This is a genomic window from Myxococcus sp. SDU36, assembly GCF_030168875.1.
Taxonomy (GTDB): Bacteria; Myxococcota; Myxococcia; order Myxococcales; family Myxococcaceae; genus Myxococcus; species Myxococcus vastator.
Window position 1 is genome coordinate 2,018,773 of the sequence record NZ_CP077414.1, and the last position, 19,719, is coordinate 2,038,491.

Genomic DNA, 19,719 nt, shown 5'->3' on the forward strand with positions numbered 1-19,719 from the left:
AGACGCAGCTCGAAGAGCTGAGGAGCCACCTCAAGGGGGTGCCCGCGCTGGAGCTGAACGGCGACCTGGGCCGGCCCGCGACCCGCACGGTTCGGGGCGCGAGCCAGTTCTTCACGGTGTCTCCGGAGCTGGTGGAGGCGCTGGAGAAGGTGGCGCGTGAGCAGGGGGCCACGCTCTTCATGGTGCTGCTCGCGGCCTATGAGGTCCTGCTCTCCCGGTACTCGGGACAGAAGGACTTCTGCGTGGGCAGCCCCATTGCCCACCGCACGCAGTCCGAGCTGGAGCCGCTGGTGGGCTTCTTCGTCAACACGCTGGCCCTGCGGGCGCGGCTGGATGGAGCCCCGACCTTCGCGGAGCTGGTGTCGCGCGTGCGCGAGGAGTCGCTGGCGGCCTACGTGCGCCAGGACGTGCCATTCGACCGGCTGGTCGAGGCCGTTGGCGGCGAGCGCGGCGGCGGCAGGTCGCCGCTCATCCAGGTGATGTTCGCCTTGCAGAACGCGCCCATGCAGCCGCCGTCCCTGCCGGACGTGACGGTGGAGCCGCTGCGGTCCACCACGGAGACGGCGCGACTCGACCTCACCCTGTCGATGATGGACCAGGGGGACGGCGGCTTGGAGGGGGCGCTGGAGTTCAGCCTCGACCTCTTCACGCCTGAAGCGGCGCAGCGGCTGACGCGCCACTTCCACACGCTGCTGGAGGCCGTCGTGCGTGACCCGCAGACGCGCATCCATGCCCTGCCGCTGCTGCCCGAGGACGAGCAGCAGCAAGTGCTGAAGGGCTTCCAGGGACGGGAGCTGGCGCCCGCTTCGGAGGCGAGCATCCACGCACTGGTGGAAGCGCAAGTCGAGCGGACGCCAGACGCGGTGGCGGTGGCGTTCGAGACGGAGCGGCTGACGTACCAGGAGTTGGAGGCGAGGGCCAACCAGTTGGCGCACCAGTTGAGGGCCCTGGGGGTGGCGCCGGAGGCGCTGGTGGGCGTGTGCCTGGAGCGCTCGGTGGACCTGGTGGTGGCGCTGCTGGGGGTGCTGAAGGCGGGCGCGGCTTATGTGCCAGTGGACCCGGCGTACCCGAAGGAGCGGCTGGGGTGGATGCTGGAGGACACAGGCGCCTCGGTGCTGCTGACGCACGAGAAGTGGAAGTCGGTGCTTCCGGCCAGTTCCGCCCGAGTCGTGTGCCTGGACAGTGAAGCGGCGGAGGTGTCGAAGCAGGCGGTGACGAAGCCGCTGGTGCAGGTGGGCCCGGAGTCGCTGGCGTACGTCATCTTCACCTCGGGAAGCACGGGGCGGCCGAAGGGGGCAATGAATGCGCACGGAGGCGTCGTCAACCGGCTGAAGTGGATGCAGGAGGAGTACGGGCTTAACGGCGCGGATGTGGTGCTGCAGAAGACGCCCTTCAGCTTCGACGTGTCGGTGTGGGAGTTCTTCTGGCCGCTGCTGGCGGGGGCGAAGCTGGTACTCGCGCGGCCTGGAGGGCACCAGGAGCCGGCGTACCTGGTGAAGCTGATGAAGGCGGAGGGCGTGACGACGGTGCACTTCGTGCCGTCGATGCTGCGCGCCTTCGTGGAGGAGCCAGGGCTGGAGGGGTTGGCAAGCCTGCGGCGGGTGGTGTGCAGCGGCGAGGCGCTGAGCGCGGAGCTGGTGAAGAAGGCGTACGCGCGGCTGCCCGCACCAGTGCGGGTACACAACCTCTACGGCCCGACAGAAGCAGCGGTGGACGTCACGTACTGGCCCTGCCCGCGTGGCGAGGACTTCCACCGGGTGCCCATTGGCCGCCCCGTAGCCAATACGGTGCTGTACGTGCTGGACACGCACGGGCAGCCGACGCCGGTGGGCATTCCGGGTGAGCTGCACATTGGCGGCGTGCAGGTGGGGCGCGGCTACTGGCAGCGGCCCCAACTGACGGCGGAGCGCTTCATCCCGGATGCCTTCAGCGGCACTCCAGGTGCGCGCCTGTACCGCACCGGAGACGTGGCGCGGTGGCTGCCGGACGGCACGCTGGAGTACCTGGGCCGGGCGGACTTCCAGGTGAAGCTGCGCGGCTTCCGCATTGAGCTGGGTGAAGTTGAAGCCACACTGCGAGCCCACCCCGAGGTGCTCGAGGCCGTCGCCTTGGTGCGCGAAGACGTCCCAGGCGATCAGCGCCTCGTGGCCTACGTCACGGGAGAACCGGCGCCGGACGTGACGGCGCTGCGGGCACGGCTGGCTGAGCAGCTCCCGGCCCACATGGTGCCCACGGCCATCGTGACGCTGCCGTCCCTCCCCCTGTCTCCCAACGGCAAGGTGGACCGCAAGGCCCTGCCTCAGCCGGTTGCCACCCCTGGCCCCGGGGCCGCTGCCCCGCCCGTTCAAGAGCGCATGACTCCGTTCCAGCAGCGTGTCGCCGCCCTCTTCCGTGAGCTCCTGCGCGTGGAGCGCGTGGGCCTGCACGACGACTTCTTCGCGCTGGGAGGCCACTCGCTCCTGGCCACGCAGCTCATCTCCCGGCTGCGCACGACGTTCGGCGTGGAGCTGTCCCTCAACGCGCTCTTCGACGCGCCCTCCGTGGCCCGCGTCACCGAGCTCGTCGAGGAAGGCATGCTCATGCGCGCCAGCGCGCCCCAGATTCCGGCGCTCCGGCCCGTGCCGCGCGACGGGGACCTGCCGCCGTCCTTCGCGCAGCAGCGCCTGTGGCTCATCGACCAGCTCCAGCCCGGTGGCAGCCAGTACAACCTGCCGGGAGCGGTCCGGCTGGAAGGCGCGCTGGACACCGAGGCCCTGCGACGCGCGCTGGAGTACCTCGTCAGACGTCATGAGCCGCTGCGCACCTGCTTCGTCATGCGTGACGGTGACCCCCTCCAGGTCATCCACCCCGCGACGCAGTGGGCGCTCCCGCTGACGGACCTCACCGGACTGCCCCAAGGCGACCGGGAGGCCGAGGCGCGCCGGCTGGCCGCCACGGAGGCGGGACAGCCGTTCGATTTGAGCGCGGGCCCCCTCCTGCGCACCCTGCTGTTGAAGCTGGACGCCGAGCTGCACGTGCTGGTGCTGACCATGCACCACATCGTGTCGGACGGCTGGTCGCTCGGCGTCATCGTGCGCGAGGTCGCCGCCGCCTACGACGCGTTCGCCCAGGGCCGAAGCCCGGCGCTGCCGCCGCTGCCCATCCAGTACGCGGACTTCGCGTCCTGGCAGCGGCAATGGCTCCAGGGGGACGTGCTCACCGCGCAGGTGGACTGGTGGAAGGAGCAGCTCGCCGGTGCGCCCCAGGTGCTGGACCTGCCCACCGACAAGCCGCGGCCCACCCAGCGCTCGCAGTTCGGCGAGCTCCACCCCATCCACCTGCCCCAGGACGTGGTGGCGCCGTTCCTCGCGCTCGCGCGGCAGGCGGGAGGCACGCCGTACATGGCGCTGCTGGCCGTGTGGCAGGTGCTGCTCGCGCGCTACAGCCGGCAGGAGGACCTGCTCGTGGGCTCGCCCATCGCGGGCCGCCGCCACGGCGAGGTCGAGGGCCTGGTCGGGTTCTTCGTCAACACCCTGGTGCTGCGAGCCCGGGTCCGTCCGCGGGACTCGTTCCGCGCGTTCCTCTCGCAGGTCCGCGACACCACCCTGGCCGCGTACGAGCACCAGGACCTGCCCTTCGAGAAGCTGGTCGAGGAGCTCCAGCCGCGAAGGGACCTGGGCCGCAATCCGCTGGTGCAGACCTTCTTCTCGCTGCTGAACACCCCCATGGGTCCGATGCGGGCCACCGGCCTCACGCTGCGGCCGGCGGACGTGGACATCGCGACCTCGCGCTTCGACCTGGGCCTGGTCCTCATGGACGACGCCGACGGCCTGCGCGGCGCCATCGAGTACAGCACCGACCTCTTCGAGCCCGCCACCGTGGCCCGCCTCGCCGGGCACCTGCGCGTGCTCATGGAGTCCGTGGCCGCGGCTCCGGACCAGCCGCTGGGCACGCTGGCGCTGCTCACCCCAGGCGAGCGTCAGCAGCTCCTCGAGGAGTGGAACGACACGTCGGCCCGGTACGACGGCGCTGGCGGCACCATCGCGGAGGTCATCGCGCGGCACGCCTCCCTGCGCCCGTTCGCCGTGGCGCTGGAGTCTGGTGACGAGACGGTGACCTTCGAGCAGTTGGACTCGCGGGCCAACCAGTTGGCGAACCTGCTCCGGTCGCGCGGCGTGAGCACGGAAGTGCTCGTGGCCGTGAGCCTGGACCGGGGCTCGGCGTGGGTCATCGCGATGCTGGCGGTGCTCAAGGCCGGAGGCGCCTTCGTGCCGCTGGACGCGTCGTACCCCGCGCAGCGACTGGCCATCATGCTGGAGGATGCGCCACCGCACCTGCTGCTCACGTCGCGGGCCAACCACGCGAAGCTGCCGCTCCCCGATGGCGGGCTTCCCACCCTGCTCCTGGAAGAGGTGGACCTGCCGGAGTGGCCCACCACGCCTCTTGTGTCCGACGTGGGCCCGAACCACCTGGCCTACGTGATGTTCACGTCCGGGAGCACGGGCCGTCCGAAGGGCGTGGCCATCCCGCACCGAGGCGTCCTGCGCCTCATGCACAGCGAGCCCTTCATCCGCTTCGGCGTCCGGGAGACGGGGCTCGTCATGGCGCCCGCCTCGTTCGACGGCTCGGTGATGGAGCTGTGGATGCCGCTGCTCAACGGCAACCGCGTTGTCCTCTATCCGCCGGAGGCGCAGGCCAGTGACCTGGACACGCTGTCCCGCGTGGTGGAGCGCCACGGCGTCACGCTCGTCCACTTCCCCGCGGGCCTGTTCTCGCAGGTGGTGGAGCACCGGACCGACCTGCTGAAGAAGCTGCGGGCCATCCATGTCGTGGGTGACATCCTGTCCGCGCCGCACACGCGCCGCACGTTGACGGCCACCGGCGTCCCCGTCTCCAACGGCTACGGCCCGACGGAGAACTCCATCATCTCCACCAACTACACGGCCACCGAGGCCTCGCAGGTGGGGGCCTCCGTGCCCATTGGCCGGCCGGTCTCGAACACGCAGGCCTACGTGCTGGATTCGCAGCTCCAGTTGGTCCCCGTGGGGGTGCCCGGCGAGCTGTACGTGGGCGGTGAAGGGCTCGGGCGCGGATACGTGTCGCGGCCGGACCTCACGGCGGAGCGCTTCATCCCCGCCCCCTTCGCCACCCAGCCCGGCGCGCGCCTCTATCGGACGGGAGACCTGGTCCGGTGGCGCCCGGACGGCACGCTGGAGTTCATTGGCCGCACCGACAACCAGGTGAAGGTGCGGGGGTTCCGCATCGAGCTGGCGGACGTCGAGGCCGCGCTGCGCACCCAGCCCGGCGTGCTGGAGGCCGCCGCCGTGGTCCGCGAGGACGTCCCCGGCGACAAGCGGCTGGTGGCCTACGCCATGGGCCGCGACGACGCGCCATTGGATGTCGCGGCGCTGCGCGCGGGCATGCGTCAGCGGCTCCCCGAGTACATGGTGCCGTCCGTCTTCGTGGTCCTCCCCACGCTGCCGCTGAGCACCAGCGGCAAGGTGGACCGCAAGGCGCTCCCGGCGCCGGACAGCGCCTCCACGGGCCGCGATGGCCAGTTCGTGGAGCCTTCCAGCCCGCTGGCGCAGCAGCTCGCCGCGCTGTGGGCGAAGGAGCTGGGCACGGAGCGCATCGGCCTCCATGACCACCTCTTCGACGACCTGGGCGGAACGTCCCTGTCGGTGGTGCGCATCGCCAGGCGCATGCGGGAGACGTTGAACCGGGAGGTGCCGGTGGTGTGGCTGTTCGAGCACCCCACCGTGGACGCGCTGGCCGCCGTCCTGGAGCGCGACGCGAAGGGGGATGAGGCCCCCACGCGGCCCCAGCCTGTCTCCGAACCTGGCAACGCCGAGGCGAAGCCCACCACGGGCACTGGCCTGGTCGCCATCGTGGGCATGTCGGGCCGCTTCCCGGGTGCCCGCTCCGTCCAGGACTTCTGGCGGAACCTGCGCGACGGCGTGGAGTCCATCTCCCGCTTCACCCCCGAGCAGTTGGAGCGGCTGCCCGGCCTGCCCGAGGGCGTGGAGCTGTCGCAGCACCCGGCCTTCGTCCCGGCCGGCGGCGTCCTGGACGGCATCGAGGACTTCGACCCGGGCTTCTTCGACCTGTCGCTGCGCGAGGCGCAGTGGATGGACCCGCAGCAGCGGCTCTTCCTCCAGACGGCGTGGTCCGCGCTGGAGGACGCGGGCATCGACCCGGAGCGCACGCCCGAGGCCATCTCGCTGTACGCGGGCGCCATCGACTCCGGCTACAAGGACGCGGTCCGCGCCACGCTGCCGCTGGATGGCGCGGCGCTGTTCGAGCTCTACGGCACCGCCACCCATGAGAGCCTGGCCACCAAGGCCTCGTTCAAGCTGGGGCTCACCGGTGAGAGCGTCCTCGTGTACACGGCGTGCTCCACGGGGCTCGTCGCCGTCCACCTCGCGTGCCAGAACCTGCTGGCGGGTCGCTCGGGCGTGGCGCTGGCGGGGGCCACGCGCATCGCCGTCCCGCAGCGCACCGGCTACGTCTACCAGGAGGGCATGATTCTCTCTCCGGACGGCCACTGCCGGAGCTTCGACGCGAGCGCGCAGGGCACGGTGTCCGGGAACGGCGTCGCGTGCGTGGTCCTCAAGCGGCTGGAGGACGCGCAGCGGGACGGCGACTCCATCTACGCCGTCATCCGGGCCACGGCGACGAACAACGACGGGCGCTACAAGTCCGGCTACACCGCCCCCAGCGTCCAGGGGCAGGCGGCGGTCGTCGCCCAGGCGCTCGCGCGCTCCGGCGTGCGGGCCCAGGACATCGGCTACGTGGAGACCCACGGCACCGCGACGCCGCTGGGCGACCCCATTGAAGTGGCCGCGCTCCAGCGCGCCTACGGCCTGGGCGCCGAGCACCGGGGCACCATTGCCCTGGCTTCGCTGAAGAGCAACATGGGGCACCTGGACACGGTGGCGGGACTTGCGGGACTGATGAAGGTCGCGCTGTCCCTGCACCACGGCGAGGTGCCGCCAAGCCTGCACTTCGAGCGACCCAATCCGCAGATCGACTTCGACGCCAGTCCCTTCTTCGTCAACACCACCCTGCGGCCGTGGCCGAGGACCGAGACGCCGCGCCGCGCGGCCGTCAGCTCCTTCGGCATTGGCGGCACCAACGCCCACGCAGTGCTCGAGGAGTCCCCCATGGCGCACAGCGGCTCCACCACGCGCTCGCACCAGGTCGTCACGCTGTCCGCCCGCTCCGCCGAGGCGCTGGAGGCGGCGTCGCGGCAGCTCGCCGGACATGCGGAGGCCCACGCCGCGGACCTGTCCCTGGCGGACGTGGCCTTCACGCATGCCGTGGGCCGCAAGGCCTTCGAGTTCCGGCGCACCGTGGTGGCCCGGGACGCCGCGGACCTGACGGCGCGGCTGCGCAAGCCGTACACGCCGGTGAAGGTGACGGACGCCGACGTGAACCGCCGCCGCGTGGCCTTCATCTTCCCCGGCCAGGGCGCGCAGCAGGCGGGCATGGGCCGCGAGCTGTACGAAGCGGAGCCGGCCTTCCGCGCGCATGCGGATGCGTGCCTGGCGCTGCTGGAGCCCGCGCTCCGGGAGCGGGTCCGCGAGGTGCTGTTCGCCGGGCCTGGGATGGACGCGGCCGCGGTGGCCGACACCCGCGCCGCCCTGCCCGCGCTGTTCACGGTGGAGTACTCGCTGGCGCGGATGTGGATGGACTGGGGCCTGCGGCCCTACGCCGTGCTGGGGCACAGCTTCGGTGAGTACGCCGCCGCGTGCGTGTCCGGTGTCCTGTCGCTGGAGGACGCGATGCGGCTCGCCGTGGCGCGCGGCGAGCTGATGCACCGCATGCCTCCGGGCGCGATGCTCGCGGTGGCGATGCCGGAGTCGCAGGTGCTGCCGCTGCTGACGGGGCGGCTGTCGCTGGCGGCCATCAACGCGCCGGACCGCTGCGTCGTCGCCGGGCCCGTCGCGGAGGTGGAGCGGCTTCAGGAGGAGCTGCGCCGCCGTGAGGTGGGCACCGTGCGGATGCCCGCGCCGCATGCGTTCCATTCGGCGGACGTGGAGCCGCTGATGCCGGCGCTGGCGGAGGTGGTGAGCTCGCTCCAGCGCCATGCGCCGACGCTCCGGTATGCCTCCAGCGTCACGGGGCGCTGGGCCCAGGCGAACGAGCTGGCCCAGCCGGAGTACTGGGCGGCGCAGATGCGTCAGCCGGTGCGCTTCACGAACGCCGTGGGGGCCCTGCTCGAAGAGGGATGCAGCCTGTTGCTGGAGGTCGGCCCGGGCCAGGACCTGACGCCGTTGGTGCGTGCCTGCCTGGGGCGTGACAAGGAGCGGGTCAAGGCGGTGGCGACGCTGCGTCGTGGCGGTACGAGCACGGAGCACGCGAGCCTGATGACCGCGGTGGGCGAGCTGTGGACCCTGGGCGCTTCGGTGGACTGGAGCGTCTTCTACGGCCACGAACAGCGGCTGCGCCTGCACCTGCCCACGTACCCGTTCCAGGAGAAGCGGTGCTGGGTGGAGGCACCGGCGCGGCCGGCGCCTGCGGCTGCTCAGCCCGCGGCGTCCACGTCGATGGCCCAGGCGTCCGCGGGCTTCGCGGCGCCCGGCGCTACTCAGTCCGCTGCCCACGTGCCTGGCGGACAGAATGGCTCCTCGATGCCGCCCCAGGCCACGTCGCCGCAGCAGGCCCAGGGGACGCCTGCGCCTGCCGCCACGCCAGAGCGTGAAGACGCGCCGCGAGGCGACATCGAAGAGCGGCTGGCATCACTCTGGCGCGAGCGGCTCGGCATGACGTTCGTGGGCCGCGACGACAACTTCCTGGAGATTGGCGGCAACTCGCTGATGGCCGCTCAGCTCCTCAACCAGGTGCGGTCCACGTTCGGCGTCCAGCTCCCGCTGGCCGCGCTGTTCGAGGCCCCCACCGTGGCGGGCATCGCGCAGCGCATCGAGCCCCTGCTGCGTCAGGCCCCCGCCGTGGAGACCTCGCGCGAGCTGCCCATCGTCCCGCTGCCGCGGAACGAGCCCCTGCCCTTGTCCTTCGTGCAGGAGCGCGTCTGGCGCCTGGAGCAGCACCTGCCGGGGCTGTCCGCCTACAACATCCCGTTCGTCCTGCGGCTGGAAGGCGCCGTGGACGCGGTCCTCCTGGAGCGCGCCGTCCAGGAGATCATCCAGCGCCACGAGTCCCTGCGGACGACCTACGACGTGGTGGACGGCCGCCCGGTGCAGCGGTTCCACGCGCGGATGCACATCCCGCTGGTGCGCGTGGACCTCACCGGCGCCCCCGAGCACCGCGAGGCCGAGGCCATGCGGCTGGCGCGCGAGGACGCCGCGAAGCCGTTCGACCTCGTGAAGGGCCCCGTCGTCCGGACCACGCTGGTCCGGCTCGACGAGCGCCTGCACATCCTGCTGGGCAACATCCACCACATCGTCAGCGACACGCTGTCCATCTCCATCTTCATCCACGAGCTGTTCCAGTGCTACGCGGCCTTCCAGCAGGGACGGCCGTCTCCCCTGTCCCCGCTGCCCGTGCAGTACGCGGACTTCGGTGCATGGCAGCGCAAGGTCGTCGCCGAAGGGCGCCTCCCCGAGCAGGAGTCCTGGTGGCGTCAGCAGCTCGCCGCCATGCCACGGCAGCTAGGCCTCGCCACGGACCGGCCGCGCCCGCCTACCAGTCCGCTCACGTCGGTGCGCATGCCGGTGTCCTTCTCGGCCGCGCTGTCCCGCGAGGTGGCGGAGTTCGGAAAGCGTGAGGGCTACACGTCTTACATGATGGTGCTCGCCGCGTGGCAGGCGCTGCTGCACCGCTACAGCGGACAGACGGACATCATCGTCGGCACGCCCATTGGCAACCGCACCCGGCCGGAGCTGTTGCCGCTCATCGGGTACGTGGCGCACTCGGCCGCGTTCCGCACCAGCTTCGCGGATGATCCGACGTTCCTCGAACTGCTGGCCCGCGTGCGGCAGGAGGTCAACGACGTCCAGTTGCGTCCGGACGTGCCCTTCGAGCACCTCGTGGAGGCCCTCATCCCCGGCAAGGACATTGGCCGTGGCCGGTTGACGGACACCATCTTCGTCTTCCACACCACCGCGGGTGGAGCCGCCGCGGCGCTGGAGCTGACCGGTGTCCGCGGAACCATGATGGAAGTGCCGGACGCGCCGGTGCAGTGGGGCGCGACGCTGTCCGACCTGTCGCTGGTGCTCGGCGATGACTCCGGCCGCATCGGCGGCGCGCTGGAGTACGCCACCGAGCTGTTCGATGAAGCCACGGCCCAGCGCATGGTGGAACACCTTCAGGTGTTGCTGGGCTCGGCGCTGGCCCGGCCCTCGGAGCGAATCTCCCGGTTGCCCCTGGCCACGGAGGCAGACCGGAGCGCGTGGCCCGCCCCCTTGCCCCGGCCCGTCTCCACCTCGATTCCCACCCGACTGTCCCAGCGAGCGGCCCGTCAGCCGGGAGCCACCGCCGTCATGCAGGGCTCGACATCGTGGACCTGGAGCGACCTCGCCCAGCGTGCGCGCGACGTCGCCGCTCGGCTGCGTGCGCTTGGCGTGCAGCCCGGTGAGCCCGTCGCCGTCTGCCTGAAGCCGTCCCCCGCGAAGCTGGCCGTCCTCTGGGGTGTCCTGGAGGCCGGCGGCGCCGTCGTGGCCGTGGGCCCCACGGACCTGGGGCGCCTGTCGGACTTCGCGTCACCCGGAGCCCGGGTGCCGGTGCTCATCACGTGGCGAGGCATCATGACCGCCGCGCGGCTGGATGCGGCGCGGGTGCTCCATGTGGAGGACGCGCTGGCGTCTTCCGGTGCGCTGGCGGAGAGCCCGGCTCCGGCCCCTGAAGCGCTGGCGTGGCTATTGCCCGTGGGCGCCAACCAGTCGCCGTGGGCCCTGGTGCATCAGGGGCTCACCGAGCTCTTCGACGCGCTCGACAAGCGGCTGCGGCCCGCTGAAGGCGCCACGTGGGTGGCCGCCGCGGAGTCCTCGGCGGAGCGTCCGGAGCTGGAGGCCCTGTGGGCCCTTTCACGCGGGCTGACCGTGACCTTCCCCTCCGAGCAGGTGACGGCCCAGTGGGAGGTCCTCCAGGGCGGCGGTCCGCGCCAGGGCGCGATGGACCTGAGCCTCATCTACTTCGCGAACGATGAGGACTCGCTCGTCGGTCCGAAGTACGAACTGCTGGTCGAAGGCGCGAAGTACGCGGACGCCAACGGCTTCTCCGCGGTGTGGACGCCGGAGCGGCACTTCCACTCGTTCGGCGGCCTCTATCCCCAGCCCGCGGTGGTGGCGGGCGCGCTGGCCACCATCACCCGCAACCTGAGCCTGCGCTCGGGCAGCGTCGTCCTCCCGCTGCATGACCCGCTGCAAGTCGCCGAGCAGTGGTCCGTGGTGGACAACCTCTCCGGAGGCCGCGCGGGCCTGTCGATTGCCACGGGCTGGCATGTGGCGGACTTCACCTTCGCCCCGCAGAACTACGAGGATCGCCGCAACGTCCTCCTGCGGAACCTGGAGACCCTCCGGGCCCTCTGGCGAGGCGAGAAGCTCCGCCGTCCAGGTGGTGGCGGCGTCACGGTGGAGGTGGGCCTGCGGCCCAAGCCCGTCCAGAAGGACCTGCCCGTGTGGCTCACGGCCGCCGGCAGTCCGGAGACGTTCCGCCTGGCTGGCGAGGTGGGCGCCGGCGTGCTCACCGGTCTGCTGACGCAGTCACTGGAGGAGCTGAAGCAGAAGGTAGCGCTCTACCGCGAAGCCTGGCGCCGCAACGGGCACCCGGGCCGGGGCCACGTCGCGCTGATGCTGCACGCGTTCATCGGCGATGACGAACAGGAGGTGCTGCGCACGGTCCGCAAGCCGCTGCTGGGCTACTTCCGGAGCTCGGCGGAGATCTCCGCCTCGCTGCTGGCCGCGCAGGGCTACCAGGGCGAAATCGACAAGGTGTCCGAGGAGGACGTGAACGCCCTGCTGGAACACACCTTCGAGCACCACGCGAAGGGCACCGGCCTCATCGGCACGGTGGAGAGCGGCGTGCAGCGCCTGCTCCACGTCCGGGAAGCCGACGTGGACGAGGTGGCCTGCCTCATCGACTTCGGCCTGGACACGCCGGTGGTGCTGGAGGGCCTGCGCCGGCTGACCGTGATTCGCGAGCGGCTGGTGCAGGAAGCCTCGCAGCGGAAGGTCCAGCGGCAAGCGGAGGGAACGCTCGCGGTGGACGAGCTGCTGGCGCTGGCCCGGCAGTCGGGCGCCGTCCTGCTGCATGCCTCGGCGCGGCTGGCGCGCACGCTGGTGGAGCTGCCGCAGGCCCGCGAGGCCCTGGAGCCCGTGGGCGCGCTCGTCCTGGACGGCGCCTCCGCGGAGCTGGCCATGTCGCTGCACCGGAACCTGGGCACGGAGGTCCTGCTCGCGGGTGCCGCTAGCGAGGGCGGCCTGCTGCCACGGCCTCCGACGGAGCGGGTCCCCGAAGGGCTCCAGTCCTGGGTGCTGGACGCGGCTGGATTGCCGGTGCCCCCCGGTGTCGTCGGTGAGCTGGCCCTGGAGGGCGCGGGCCTCCCCTGGGACTTGTGGCGCGCCAACGAACAGGAGCGCCGCCGCTTCGTGCAGCACCCGTCGAGCAGCGAGGCCCGGCTCTTCCGGACCGGGCGGCACGCGCGGCTCCGCGTGGACGGCCGCGTGGAGCACGTCACCCTCCCCGCCGCGCCCAAGGTGCAGGCCCCCGCGCCGAAGCCCAAGGCGCCCCCCGCGCCCTCGGCGCCCGCGCCGATGCTGCAACCCGAGCCCTCCGCGATTGCTCGCGTGTCCCGGAACCGGCCGCTGCCCCTGTCCTTCGCGCAGCAGCGGCTCTGGTACCTCCAGCAGCTCGATCCAGGCAGCACGGCGTACAACAACGGCTCCAGCTTCCGCCTCACGGGCCCGCTGAACGTCGAAGCGCTCCAGGCCGCACTCAACGAGGTGGTGCAGCGGCACGAAGTCCTCCGCACGACGTACCAGCTCACGGAAGACGGCGCGGTCCAGGTCATCCACGCGGAGGGCTTGCTGCCGATGCCGCTGGAAGACGTCCCCGGTGATACGGCGGAGGCGCGTGAAGCGGAGATGCTGCGGCGGTGCGCGGCGCTCGGGGCGATTCCCTTCGATTTGGAGAAGGGCCCGGTGGGGCGCGCGGTGCTGCTCCGGCTGGGACCGGAGGAGCACGTCCTGAGCTTGATGCAGCACCACGTCATCTCCGACGCGTGGTGCACCCTGGTGCTGGGCCGCGAGCTGTCGGTGCTCTACGCCTGCTTCAGCGCGGGCATCCCCTCGCCGCTTCCGCCGCTGGAGGTGCAGTACGCCGACTACGCGGTGTGGCAGCGCCAGTGGCTGGAAGGCGCGGTGATGGAGCAGCAGGTCCGGTGGTGGAAGGAGCGGCTCACGGCCGTCCCCGCGCTGGAGTTGCCCACGGACCGGCCCCGGCCCGCGATCCAATCCTACGCGGGCGGCAGCTTCCGCTTCGAACTGCCCGTCGACGTCTCGGAACCCCTGCTCGCCTTCGGGCGGCGCGAGGGCGCCACGTCGTTCATGGTGCTCATGGCGCTGTTCCAGGCGCTGCTGGGGCGCACCGCGGGTCAGGAGGACTTCGCGGTGGGCATCCCCACGGCGGGACGCTCCCGGCCGGAGGTGGAGGGACTGCTGGGCTGCTTCGTGAACACGCTCGCGCTGCGCTCGCGACTGGAGGGAGCACCGTCGTTCCGGGAGCTGCTGGGCCGCGTGAAGCACCAGTCACTGGATGCGTTCGCGCACCAGGACGCGCCCTTCGAGCGCATCATCGAAGCGCTCCAGTTGCCGCGTGACCAGAGCCGCACGCCCGTGTTCCAGGCCGTCCTCAACGTGGTCAACACGCCCACCGTGGACGTGGCGCATCAATCGCTGAAGTTGAGCCAGCTCGGCATCGAGGCGGATACCTCCAAGTTCGACCTGAGCCTGGAAATCGTCGAGCGCAAGAACACCCTCTTCTGCCGCTTTGAGTACGCGTCGAGCCTCTTCGACGTCGGCACCGTGGAGCGGCTCGCGGGCCATCTGACCGAGCTCGCCCGGGCCGTCATCGTCACGCCGGACCTGTCACTGCAGCGCGTGGCCATCCATTCGGAGGCCGAGCGCCGCCAGGTGCTGAAGGGCTTCCAGGGACGGGAGCTGGCGCCCGCTTCGGAGGCGAGCATCCACGCACTGGTGGAAGCGCAAGTCGAGCGGACGCCAGACGCGGTGGCGGTGGCGTTCGAGACGGAGCGGCTGACGTACCAGGAGTTGGAGGCGAGGGCCAACCAGTTGGCGCACCAGTTGAGGGCCCTGGGGGTGGCGCCGGAGGCGCTGGTGGGCGTGTGCCTGGAGCGCTCGGTGGACCTGGTGGTGGCGCTGCTGGGGGTGCTGAAGGCGGGCGCGGCTTATGTGCCAGTGGACCCGGCGTACCCGAAGGAGCGGCTGGGGTGGATGCTGGAGGACACAGGCGCCTCGGTGCTGCTGACGCACGAGAAGTGGAAGTCGGTGCTTCCGGCCAGTTCCGCCCGAGTCGTGTGCCTGGACAGTGAAGCGGCGGAGGTGTCGAAGCAGGCGGTGACGAAGCCGCTGGTGCAGGTGGGCCCGGAGTCGCTGGCGTACGTCATCTTCACGTCGGGAAGCACGGGGCGGCCGAAGGGGGCAATGAATGCGCACGGAGGCGTCGTCAACCGGCTGAAGTGGATGCAGGAGGAGTACGGGCTTAGCGGCGCGGATGTGGTGCTGCAGAAGACGCCCTTCAGCTTCGACGTGTCGGTGTGGGAGTTCTTCTGGCCGCTGCTGGCGGGGGCGAAGCTGGTACTCGCGCGGCCGGGTGGACACCAGGAGCCGGCGTACCTGGTGAAGCTGATGAAGGCGGAGGGCGTGACGACGGTGCACTTCGTGCCGTCAATGCTGCGCGCCTTCGTGGAGGAGCCAGGGCTGGAGGGGTTGGCAAGCCTGCGGCGGGTGGTGTGCAGCGGCGAGGCGCTGAGCGCGGAGTTGGTGAAGAAGGCCTACGCGCGGCTGCCCGCACCAGCGCGGGTACACAACCTCTACGGCCCGACAGAAGCAGCGGTGGACGTCACGTACTGGCCCTGCCCGCGTGGCGAGGACTTCCACCGGGTGCCCATTGGCCGCCCCGTAGCTAATACGGTGCTGTACGTGCTGGACACGCACGGGCAGCCGACGCCGGTGGGCATTCCGGGTGAGCTGCACATTGGCGGCGTGCAGGTGGGGCGCGGCTACTGGCAGCGGCCCCAACTGACGGCGGAGCGCTTCATCCCGGATGCCTTCAGCGGCACTCCAGGTGCGCGCCTGTACCGCACCGGAGACGTGGCGCGGTGGCTGCCGGACGGCACGCTGGAGTACCTGGGCCGGGCGGACTTCCAGGTGAAGCTGCGCGGCTTCCGCATTGAATTGGGTGAAGTCGAGGCCGCGCTGCGCACGCATCCCGGCGTGCGCGACGCCGTCGCCTTGGTGCGCGAGGAGACGCAAGGGGACGCACGCCTCGTGGCGTACGTGACGGGTGACTCGGCGCCGCTGGAGGCTGAGACACTTCGAGCGCACCTGCTGAAGCAGCTCCCCCAGCACATGGTGCCTTCGACCTTCGTTCACCTGGGCGTCCTGCCGCTGACGCCCAGCGGAAAGGTGGACCGCAAGGCCCTCCCCGCCCCCGAGGCGCCCACCGTCCAGCGAGGCCTCTACGTGGCGCCGCGCACGCCGACGGAGGAAGCCCTGGCCGAGCTCTTCGCCCAGGTGCTCAGCGTCGGCCGGGTCGGCATCCACGATGGGTTCTTCGAGCTGGGGGGCCACTCGCTGCTGGCCACCCAGGTGGTGGTGCGTGTGCGAACGCGCTTCGGCATCGAGCTCCCGCTGCGCGCCTTCTTCGAGTCCCCCACGGTCGCCGGACTCGCGGCGTACCTGGACGGCCAGAAGAACGCGCCCACGCAGCCCGCGGCCGCGGTGCCAGCCCTGACCCACGCGGACCGGCGCGCATCGCTGCCCCTGTCCTTCTCCCAGCAGCGGCTGTGGGTCATCAGTCAGTGGAGCGAGTCCGACAGCAGTGCCTACAACCACCCGCTGGCGCTCCAGCTCACGGGCGTGTTGAACCTGCCCGCGCTCCAGCGAAGCTTCGACACGCTGGTCGCCCGCCACGAGGTGCTGCGGACGACGTTCCGCATGGAGGGCGACTCACCCGTCCAGGTCATCCACCCGCCTGCTCAGGTCCCCATCCAGGTCCTGGACTTGTCGGGTTCGGCCAGCGCCCACCTCCGTGAAGAGGAGACGCTGCGCCGGGTTCAGGAAGAGGTCCAGCGCCCCTTCGACCTGGCGAAGGGCCCGGTGGTCCGCGGCATTCTGATGAAGCAGTCGGCGACGGAGCATGTGCTGGTCGTCAACATGCACCACATCGTCACCGACGGCTGGTCCAACGGAGTGATGGTCCGGGAGATGGCGGCGCTCTACGCCGCCTTCAGGCAGGGACAGCCGTCCCCCCTGCCCGCGCTCCCATTCCAGTACGCGGACTTCGCGGCGTGGCAGCGGAGTTGGCTCCAGGGCCGGGTCCTGGAAGCGCAGCTCGACTACTGGCGCGGGATGCTCGCGGACGCGCCGCCGTACCTGGAGCTCCCCACCGACAAGCCGAGGCCGGAGCAGCCGTCCCTCCAGGGCGCCAACACGCCCATCCAACTGCCGGCGGCCCTGAGCGACGCCGTGGACGCGCTCGCGCTCAAGGAGCGGGCAACGCCCTTCATGGTGTTGCTCTCCGCCTTCCAGGTGCTGCTGAACCGGTACTCCGGACAGGAGGACGTGCTGGTGGGCTCGCCCATCGCCGGCCGTCGTCACGCGCAGACCGAGGGGCTCATCGGCTTCTTCGTCAACACGCTGGTGCTGCGCGCGCGCATCGGTGAGGAGACGACCTTCCGGGAGCTGCTCGCCCAGGTCCGTGACACCACGTTGGGCGCTTACGAGCACCAGGACCTCCCCGTCGAGCGGCTGGTGGAGGAGCTCCGGCCCGCTCGCGAGGAGGGCCGCACGCCGCTGTTCCAGGTGATGTTCGCCCTGCAGAACACGCCGGTCCCCGAGCTGACGCTCCCGGACCTGTCCCTCCGGGGCTTCGAATCGAAGCACACCGTCAGCCGCTTCGAGCTGGAGCTGGTCCTGTCCCGCGCGGCCGAGGGCTACCTGGGCGGGCTCGTCTACAGCACCGACCTGTTCGAATCCGCCACGGCGGAGCGGCTGGTGGCGCACCTCCAGGTCCTGCTGGAAGAGGCCGTGACGTCGCCGGACACCCCTGTCTCCGCGCTGCCGCTCGAAAAGGAGGAGGCGTCGCAGCCGTTGGACGTGCTGGACGGTCCCCGCGAGGCGACCTTCCACGCTCGCGTCGAGGAACAAACCGCCCGGACGCCCGATGCTCCCGCCGTGACGCTGGAGGACCAGGTCCTGACGTATGCCCAGCTCAACACGCGAGCCAACCAGCTCGCCGCGCACCTGCGCTCGCTGGGCGTGGGCCCCGAGGTCCGCGTGGGCCTGTGCCTGGAGCGCACGCCGGACGCCATCGTCGCGGTGCTGGCGGTGCTCAAGGCGGGCGGGGCCTTCGTCCCCATCGACCCGGCGTCCCCGGCGCAGCGCAAGTCCTTCGTCCTGAAGGACAGTCACGCATCCGTCCTGCTCACGCTCCGGCACCTGGCCGAGGCCTGGCAGCCCCAGGTCCGGAACGTGGTGTGCCTGGACACCGAGGCCTCGAAGCTGGCGTCACTGCCCACGCGGAACGTCGTGGTGAACGTGCGCGAAGAGAACCTCGCGTACGTCATCTACACGTCTGGCTCCACGGGCACGCCCAAGGGCGTCATGGTGCAGCACCGCTCGTTGCTCGCCATGCATGACGGAACGGCGCAGGCGTTCCAGGCGGTGGGCGCCCCACGGCAGCGGGTCAGCCTCAACGCCCCGTTCCACTTCGACGGCGCGCTCGAACCGCTCGCCCATCTGGCGGACGGACACTGCCTGTGCCTGGTGCCCGAGGAGACGCGGAAGGACCCGGAGGCCATGCTGGCGTGGCTGGGGCAGCAGCGCGTGGACGTGCTGGACTGCACGCCGGCGCAGTTGACGCTCCTGCTCCAGGCGGGGCTGCTGGAGCAGGCCCAGGTGCCCTCGCGCATCGTGTGCGCGGGCGAGGCCATGGCGCCCTCGCTCTGGAAGCAGTTGGCGAGCACGGACCGCACGACGGCCTTCAATGCGTATGGCCCCACGGAGAGCACGGTCTGCGCCACCACGGCGTCGGTCCGGAACAGCTCCGCGCCCGTGCCTGTCATCGGGCGGCCCATCCAGGGAACGCGTGCGTACGTGCTGGATGCGCGGCTGCGGGTGGCTCCGGCGGGCATCGCGGGCGAGCTCTACTTGTCGGGAGACGGTCTGTCCCGCGGGTACCTGGGACAGCCGCGACTGACGGCGGAGCGCTTCATCCCGGACGCCTTCAGTGGAACGCCGGGTGCCCGCCTCTACCGCACGGGAGACAAGGCGCGGTGGCGGCCTGACGGCACGCTGGAGTACCTGGGCCGGCTCGACTTCCAGGTGAAGCTGCGCGGCTTCCGCATCGAGCTGGGCGAAATCGAGGCCGTGCTGCGGACCCACGAAAAGGTCCAGGACGCCGTGGTGCTGGCGCGCGAGGACGTGCCCGGCGACAAGCGGCTCGTGGCCTACGTGGTCGTCGTCGTCGACCCCGAAGCTCCCGTGAGCGCGGAGCAGTTGCGTCAGCACGCCCAGGAGCGACTGCCGGAGTACATGGTGCCGTCCGCCTTCGTGCTGATGGGCACCCTGCCCCTGACCGCCACTGGCAAGGTGGACCGGAAGGCCCTGCCCGTCCCGGACGTCTCGAACCTGGCCGTCAAACGCGAGGTCGAGCCGCCCGCGACGCCCCTGGAGGCCCGGCTGGCGGAGCTCTGGAAGGAGGTGCTGCGCGTCCCCGCGGTGGGCCGCCGCGACAACTTCTTCGAGCTGGGCGGGCACTCCCTGCTGGCCACCCAGGTCGTGGCCCGCCTCCGCGCAGACTTCGACGTGGACCTCAACCTGCGCGCGTTCTTCGCGGCGCCCACCGTGGCCGCGCTCGCGGAGCGGCTGTCGTCCGCCTCATCCGGTCCCCAGCTCCCAGCCCTGACGCAGGCTCGCGGGGACGGGCCGGTGCCGCTCTCCTTCGCGCAGCAGCGGCTGTGGTTCCTGGAGCAGCTCCAGCCGGGCAACGCGTCCTACAACATGCCGACGGCGCTGCGCCTGTCGGGGACCTTGGACGCGACCGCCTTGCAGCGGGCCGTGGACGAAATGGTCCGCCGACATGAGTCGCTCCGCACCACCTTCCAGACCGAGGAGGGCGCCCCCCGCCAGGTCATCCACCCGCCGCACGCCGTGGCGGTGGACGCGGTGGACCTCTCCGGCATCCAGGACCGGGCGCAGCGAGAGGCCGAGGCGCTGAAGCGCGTCACCGCCGATGCCCGCCGTCCATTCAACCTGACCGCGGGCCCGCTGCTGCGCGTCACGCTGCTGAAGCTGGCGCCGGCCGAGCACGTGCTGCTGCTGTGCATGCACCACATCATCTCGGATGGTTGGTCCATGGGCGTGCTGGTCCGCGAGGTGACGTCGCTCTACGGCGCCTTCCACGCCGGCCAGCCCGTCACGCTGCCCGAGCTTCCCGTGCAGTACGCCGACTACGCGGTGTGGCAGCGCGGCTGGCTCCAGGGTGACGCGCTGAAGCAGCAGGTCGGCTTCTGGAGAGAGCAGCTCGCCGGTGCGCCGC

The 19,719-nt window shown here is 71.3% G+C and carries 1 protein-coding gene (only partly in view); it reads left to right on the plus strand.

This entire window lies inside a single protein-coding gene on the plus strand: locus KGD87_RS08145, encoding a non-ribosomal peptide synthase/polyketide synthase. The 42,888-nt coding sequence extends 13,432 nt beyond the window's left edge and 9,737 nt beyond its right edge, so the window shows coding positions 13,433–33,151, spanning codon 4,478 (partial) through codon 11,051 (partial); the first complete codon in view begins at nt 3. Both the start codon and the stop codon lie outside the window.